The following is a 6,310-nucleotide window of genomic DNA, read 5'->3' on the forward strand; positions in this document are numbered from 1 at the left end:
CTTGACCGTTGTGTCAAGGGTGTTTCAATGCATGCGTGCAGAACTCCGAGGCCATGGCCCTGTCCGCCGCCCTGCTCGCCGCCGCCGGCGGGCTCACGCACCGCATCCACGAGGGCGTGGTCGCGCGCGGCTTCGAGGGGTTGCGGCCCGCGCACGGCTTCGCCTTCGCCCGGCTCGCTCCGGACGGCGCGACGGCCACCGACCTCGCCGTCCATCTCGGGGTGACCAAGCAGGCCGCCAGTCAGCTCGTCGACGAGATGGTGCGCAAGGGGTACGCCGAGCGGCGGGCGCATCCCGAGGACGCGCGGGCCCGGCTGGTCGTGCTCACCGAGCGGGGGTGGGCCTGCACACGGGCGGCCGAGGAGGCGGCCGCGGAGGCGGTGCGGGAGTGGGGCGCGGTACTGGGGGAGGGGGAGGTGCGGGTGCTGCGGGAGCAGTTGCTGCGGATCGCGCCGCAGGGTCCTGTGCGACCCGCCTGGTGAGGGCGGTGGCAGGGGTGGGGTGGTCGGCGCCGGTTACCGCCGGAAGTTTTTACTGACGCGTAACTTCCCAGGTTGGCTACTCGCTCGTAACTTGACGAGTGAACAGCATCCTCGTGATCCGGATCACAGGGCGTCGTGCCGTCGCACCTCCCTTGAGCCGCAAGGAGATCACTCGATGCTGCCCTGGAAACGAGCGCTCAGACCCCTGGCCGCGCTGCTGCTGACCGCCGCGGCCGTCACCGTCCCCGCCACCACAGCCCAGGCCGCCGCCGCCCCCAGCGCCGGCTGGAACGACTACTCCTGCAAGCCGTCCGCCGCCCATCCCCGCCCCGTCGTCCTGGTCCACGGCACCCTCGGGAACTCCGTCGACAACTGGCTGGGCCTCGCCCCCTATCTGAAGGTCCGCGGCTACTGCGTCTTCTCCCTCGACTACGGCCGGCTCGAGGGTGTCCCCTTCTTCCACGGCCTCGGCCCCGTCGAGAAGTCCGCCGGACAGCTGAAGGAGTTCGTCGACAAGGTGCTCGCCGCGACCGGCGCCGCCGAGACCGACGTCGTCGGACACTCGCAGGGCGGCATGATGCCCCGCTGGTACCTGCGGTTCCTCGGCGGAGCGGCCAAGGTGAACGCCCTGGTCGGCATCGCACCCTCCAACCACGGCACCACCCTGAGCGGCTTCACCAACCTGCTGCCCTACTTCCCGGGCGCCGCGGACCTGTTGGCGAAGAACACTCCCGCTCTCGCCGACCAGGTCGCCGGCTCCGACTTCCTCAAGCGGCTCAACGCGGGCGGCGACACCGTGCCCGGCGTGCGCTACACCGTCATCGCCACCAAGTACGACGAGGTGGTCACGCCGTGGCGCGGCCAGTACCTGAGCGGGCCGGACGTGCGCAACGTCCTGCTCCAGGATCTGTGCCCGGTGGATCTGTCCGAGCATGTGGCCATCGGGCTGTTCGACCGGATCGCCTTCCATGAGGTGGCCAACGCGCTGGATCCGGGGCGGGCTCGGCCCACCACTTGTGCGTCGGCGTTCGACTGACACGTGTAGCACTGACCCGTGTCTGCTGACACGTGTAGGGGAAACGTTTCGGGGCCTGTCCGGCCTGAGCCGCCGGACAGGCCCCGAGTCAGGGGGGGGCGGGTGCTGGTCAGCGGCCGTGGCGGCCGCCGCTCACCGCCCGGCGCCGGGCGGTGAGGAACAGGGCCGACGAGCCGAGCGCCAGTGCTGCCGCACCGCCGGTCGCGAGGTACGTCGTGCTGGTGTCGCCGCCGGTCTCGGCGAGGTTCTCGGCGGCGCCAGCCGCCTTGGGCCGGTTCGGGGCCGCGGCCGGCTTCGCCGACGTCTTGGCGATGGGGGTCCCCCCGCTCGAGTCTGTTCGCGAGTGGGGGAGGTCGCCGTGGCCGTGGTTCTCGACGGTCGACTTGTCGGTGCCGTCCTCGATCTGTTTCTTGGTGGGAGCCGAGGCGGTCGGGGCCGGGGCTGTGCCGCCCTTCGCGGTGTCACCGCCGCCGCCCCCGAACGAGACGTCCGAGCAGGAGTAGAACGCCTCCGGGCTGTCCGACCGCTGCCACACCGCGTACAGCAGATGTCTGCCCGAACGCTTGGGCAGGGTGCCGGAGAAGGTGTAGAAACCGCCCGTGGCGGCCGGGTCGGTGGACGTCGCCACCGGGTTCTTCAGATCCAGGTCGCTCCAGGCCAGTGGCTTGGCCGGGTCGTAGCCGGACTTGGTGAGGTACACCTTGAAGGTGCCCTTGTGGGGCGCCGTCACGCGGTACTTGAAGGTGTGCGAGCCGCTGCGCACACCGGTCGCGGGCCAGTCGGCGCGGGCCAGGTCGAGCCCCTTGAACTGCGCGTTGTTCGCGCTGCACAGCTTGCCGTCCGGGATGAGCCGCTGGTGCCGTCCGCCCGCGTCGCCGATGCGGATGCCGTTCCAGTCGTAGAGGGCCTGCGTGCCGCCCGCCGCGACCGCCGCCTTGCACGCGGCCGACTTCGGGCTCTCGGGGCCCTCGGCGTAGCACTGCGCGACCCGGCTGACCGGGTCGCCCATGGAGCCGTGCGCGGCCGCCGGTGTGGCGGTCAGCGCCGTCAGGGCGAGCGGAAGGCCGCCGAGGGCGGCGACGGTGGCTGCGGCGCGGCGTGCGGGCATGCGGCGTGCGGGCATGCGGGAACTCCTCGAAACGGTTCAGGGACAGGTCCGGGCCCTAGTGGGCCGGATCCCGTGGGGTGATCCGAAGCTAGCCCCGGAGAACCGTGAAATCGCCTGCTGAGGACGGGTGGAGGAGATCCTTATGGCCGCGTTAAGGGAGTGCTCAGACTGGCATCAGGTAGGTACCGTCGCGGCATGGCAGACGAGGAGATCCGGCCGGCCGGAGCCGCCGACGTACCGGTGGTCGAGAGCGTGATCGACGCGGCCTTCCGCCCCTACATCGAGCGCATCGGCCGGGTGCCGCAGCCCATGGAGGAGGACCACGCGGCGAACGTGGCCGCGGGGAAGGTGTTCGTGACGGGCGAGCCCGTGATCGGCCTCGTCGTGGTCGAGGCCTTCGAGGACCATCTCTTCCTCGACATCATCGCCGTCCACCCCACCGCGCACGGCAGGGGAGTGGGGCGACGGCTGCTTCGGTTCGTCGACGCACGCGCGCGTGCGCTGGGCGTGCCCGAGACCAGGCTCTACACGAACGCGATGATGTGGGAGAACCAGAAGATCTACCCGAGGTACGGCTACGAGTTCGTGGAGCGCCGTGTGGACGGGCCCTACGACCGGGTCCACTACCGCAAGCGGCTGCTCTGAACGGGTCTCATGATCGGCACCGTCCGGTCAGCTGTCCGGCCACCACGTGCGTGCGATGTCCTTGCGGACCTCCGGGCGCCCGCCGGGGCACTCGTCGGCCTCCTCGCGGAGCCTGCTGCGGACGTCCGACTTCTTCAGGGGCTTCTGCACGGTCACACGGCGCATGGCTGCCTCCTTGGGGGCTACCGGGTTCCGCGTTCTCACGGAGGTAGACCTTTCGGGGGAGAGTTCCTCATCGCTCCCGGTCTGTCTGTGGCGGCTGTCACCATTCGACTGTCAGTGGCGGGTGTCACTCTTGGGCACATGACGAACGACGGTGAACCCGTGACCTCGGCGAACACCCCCTCCCCGGGCGTGGACTGGGACGCGCGGGCCGCTTCCTTCGACGCGGAGCCGGACCACGGGCTGCGCGACCCCGAGGTGCGCCGCGCCTGGGCCGGGCGGCTGCGCGGCTGGCTGCCCGGGCGCGCGGGCGACCTCCTCGATCTCGGCTGCGGCACCGGCAGCCTGTCGCTCCTCGCGTCCGAGCAGGGACACCGGGTGACGGGAGTGGACCTCTCGCCGGCGATGGTGACGCTCGCCCGGGAGAAACTGGCCGGGCGCGACGCGGTGTTCCTCGTCGGTGATGCCACGGCCCCGCCCATCGGGGAGCAGCGCTTCGACGTCGTTCTCGTACGGCATGTCCTGTGGGCCCTGTCCGACCCCGGCCGCGCCCTGCGGCACTGGGCCGGGCTGCTGCGGCCGGGAGGGCGGCTCGTGCTGGTCGAGGGCGTGTGGGGGACGCTCGATCCGGTCGGTATACCGGCGGACCGGCTCACCGCGCTCCTCGCCCCGGTCGCCGGGCAGGTGCGCGTGGAGCGGCTGTCGGACGATCCGCTGCTGTGGGGCGGGGAGGTGACGGACGAGCGGTACGCGGTGGTCGCGCTGACGGGCTGAAGCGGGGGAAGGCGGGGGATCAGGCCAGGAGCGCGGCGAAGTCCCCGCCGCGGGCCAGGGTCTCCAGTTCGTCGAGTGCGGACAGGGCGGCGTCGGCGGCCTCCGGGTCCGTCCCGGCGAGGCCGCTGTCGGCGAACTCGTCCTCGTCCAGACGTCGTACGTCCGCGCCGTCGGCGGAGCGCCACAGGTCCAGGTCGAGATCCTCGACGACCAGCTCCTGGCCGGACCGAACGGCGGGACGGGTGATGTCGCAGTACCAGCCCTTCAGCGTGCCCGTGGCGGTGCGGACCTCCTTCACCGCGTACCAGCGGTCACGCCAGTAGTACTCCGTGAAGACGTCCCCGGGCTCGAAGCGGACGAACCCGAAGTCGCGTACGCCGCTGCCCGCCCACGGGGCGCGGACCGCGACGCGGGTGCCGTCGTCCGCCAGCAGCTCGCCGGTGTAACGGATCTTCGTACGGCCCGCCTTGACGAGCACGACGTCCACCTGCTCGGGCCCGTCAGCCGAGTTCACGGACATGACGCACCTCCTTCGCGCAGATCTCGTAGCCGAACCACTTGTTGATGGCGATCATCGGGTCGTTGCCGGTGTCGTTGCCGGTGAAGGCCTCCGTGCACCCGGCGGCGCGGGCCCGGTGCAGGGAGTCGTTCTTGGCGAGCTTGGCCAGGCCCCGGCCGCGGAAGGCGCGGGCGGTGCCGGTCATGGCGGTGGCGTAGCGGGTGCCGCCGTCGGTGTACGCCACGCTGAACGCCGCGGGGCTGCCGTCGACCATCGCGATCGTGGTCAGCTCGCGATCGAGGAGCGGGTGCTTCCAGTGCTCCTCGATCCAGGCCTCGTAGTCCGTGAACTCGGTCTCGATGTCGCTCGGTTCGTCGGACGACGCCGCCGCGTCCAGTTCGAACACCGGGCGCGGGTCGTCCGCGAAGTCGTCGGCCGTGCGCAGCTCGACGCCCGTCGGCGGGTCCTGGCGGGGCGGCAGCTCGCGGGTCAGGTCCAGGCGCAGGAAGTAGGCGGAGCGGCTGGCCCGGAAGCCGTTCCGCTCGGCGAAGGCGAGGTTCTCCGGCTCGTCCAGCACCCAGGCGAACAGCTTCCTGACGCCCAGTGCGGCCAGGCGTTCCTCGGCGGTGCGCAGCAGCAGCGAACCAGCACCGCGGTGTTTGCGGTCGGGGCGCACGTAGATGTTGGCGGAACCCTGGCCGGGTTCCGGGCTGTCGTGGGCGACGCTGATCTGGGCCGTGCCGATGATCTCGCCGTCCTCCTCGGCGATGAGCTGTCCGAAGTGGGCGTCCGGATGGATGTGCGTCAGGGTGTGCACCACCGACTCGGGGGTGGACAGCATGTAGGGAAGGGCGAGGCGGCGGGTGTCGGAGAACCCCTCGGCATCGGCTCGGACGTCGGGACGCAGGTCGCGCACGATCACAGTCATGGAGGCGGACGTTACGTGGAGGTACACCCCGGCTGCCTCTTATTTTCCGCCGGGTACGGGACAATCGGCCTGTGACGTTGAAGATCGACATCGATGACAGTGCTCCGCCGTACGAGCAGGTGCGGGCGCGGATCTCCGAGCAGGCCCGGTCGGGGGCGCTGCCGGTGGGGTACCGGCTGCCGACCGTGCGGGGGCTGGCCGAGTCGCTGAGGCTCGCCGCGAACACGGTCGCCAAGGCGTACCGGGCGCTGGAGGCGGACGGCGTGATCGAGACGCGGGGGCGCAACGGCACGTTCGTGGCCGCCGCCGGCTCGGCGGCCGACCGGGAACTGGCGACCGCGGCGCAGGTCTACGTGGAGCGGGCCCGGCGGCTCGGGCTCACGGAGGCCGACGCGCTGGCGGCGGTACGGGATGCGCTGCGGGCGGCTTACGGGGAGTAGGGCGCCGGGCTGCTGGTCGGGTTGGGCTGTCGGCCGGGCAGGGATCGGCACCGCCGGATCGCGCTTGTGCGGGAGCGTACGGCTGTCGTCCGGGTGCGGGCCGGTGGGGGTTGGTCGCGCAGTTCCCCGCGCCCCCCTTTTGGGTTGCCCCCACGGGGCAGGGGGACCCTACACCCGGCCCAACAGCGGCCCAACCACCACACACGCTTTTCCCCCACACCCCCCTTGTGCCAGTC

General features: G+C 71.5%; 9 protein-coding genes. 5 read left to right on the forward strand and 4 right to left on the reverse strand.

Annotated features, from left to right (window positions below; all coding sequences use genetic code 11):
- Positions 1 to 35: 35 nt before the first annotated feature.
- Together ACZ58V_RS35165 and ACZ58V_RS35170 are read left to right on the forward strand one after the other, a co-directional pair.
- Complete coding sequence (locus tag ACZ58V_RS35165; RefSeq protein WP_382832636.1) at positions 36 to 482, forward strand: MarR family winged helix-turn-helix transcriptional regulator; 447 nt, start codon at positions 36 to 38, stop codon at positions 480 to 482.
- Between the two features lie 175 nt (positions 483 to 657).
- Positions 658 to 1,518 carry an esterase/lipase family protein gene (locus ACZ58V_RS35170; protein WP_471295221.1) on the forward strand — a complete coding sequence of 287 codons (861 nt, stop codon included), beginning with the start codon at positions 658 to 660 and terminating at the stop codon, positions 1,516 to 1,518.
- A gap of 109 nt (positions 1,519 to 1,627) precedes the next feature.
- On the opposite strand, the gene ACZ58V_RS35175 is transcribed toward ACZ58V_RS35170, so the two are convergent.
- Positions 1,628 to 2,626: a lytic polysaccharide monooxygenase auxiliary activity family 9 protein gene (locus tag ACZ58V_RS35175; protein ID WP_468197498.1), complete on the reverse strand. Its 999-nt coding sequence runs from the start codon at positions 2,624 to 2,626 to the stop codon at positions 1,628 to 1,630.
- Positions 2,627 to 2,821: 195 nt separating this feature from the next.
- Here ACZ58V_RS35175 and ACZ58V_RS35180 point away from each other — a divergent pair, with 195 nt between their 5' ends.
- The gene (locus tag ACZ58V_RS35180) at positions 2,822 to 3,271 is read left to right on the forward strand and encodes a GNAT family N-acetyltransferase (protein WP_468197180.1); all 450 of its coding nucleotides are present in this window, start codon (positions 2,822 to 2,824) and stop codon (positions 3,269 to 3,271) included.
- 27 nt (positions 3,272 to 3,298) lie between these two features.
- Here ACZ58V_RS35180 and ACZ58V_RS35185 read toward each other — a convergent pair whose 3' ends face one another.
- The gene (locus ACZ58V_RS35185; RefSeq protein WP_468197182.1) at positions 3,299 to 3,436 is read right to left on the reverse strand and encodes a hypothetical protein; all 138 of its coding nucleotides are present in this window, start codon (positions 3,434 to 3,436) and stop codon (positions 3,299 to 3,301) included.
- A 138-nt stretch (positions 3,437 to 3,574) separates the two neighbouring features.
- Here ACZ58V_RS35185 and ACZ58V_RS35190 point away from each other — a divergent pair, with 138 nt between their 5' ends.
- A complete protein-coding gene (locus ACZ58V_RS35190) occupies positions 3,575 to 4,207 on the forward strand; it encodes a class I SAM-dependent methyltransferase (RefSeq protein ID WP_471295224.1) in 633 nt (210 codons plus the stop codon).
- A gap of 19 nt (positions 4,208 to 4,226) precedes the next feature.
- Here the strand turns inward: ACZ58V_RS35190 and ACZ58V_RS35195 are convergent, their stop codons facing one another.
- Both ACZ58V_RS35195 and ACZ58V_RS35200 read right to left on the reverse strand, forming a co-directional pair.
- Entirely contained in the window at positions 4,227 to 4,727 is a 501-nt protein-coding gene (locus ACZ58V_RS35195; protein WP_468197186.1) for a ribonuclease FAU-1 family protein, read from the reverse strand.
- On the reverse strand, positions 4,708 to 5,634 hold the full coding sequence (locus ACZ58V_RS35200; RefSeq protein ID WP_471295227.1) for a GNAT family N-acetyltransferase: 927 nt from the start codon (positions 5,632 to 5,634) through the stop codon (positions 4,708 to 4,710). The genes ACZ58V_RS35195 and ACZ58V_RS35200 overlap by 20 nt, the downstream gene beginning before the upstream one ends.
- 71 nt (positions 5,635 to 5,705) lie before the next feature.
- On the opposite strand from ACZ58V_RS35200, the gene ACZ58V_RS35205 reads away from it, so the two are divergent.
- Complete coding sequence (locus ACZ58V_RS35205) at positions 5,706 to 6,074, forward strand: GntR family transcriptional regulator (protein ID WP_471295228.1); 369 nt, start codon at positions 5,706 to 5,708, stop codon at positions 6,072 to 6,074.
- The last annotated feature ends 236 nt before the right edge of the window (positions 6,075 to 6,310 follow it).

Source organism: Streptomyces sp. NPDC040589 (assembly GCF_055594445.1).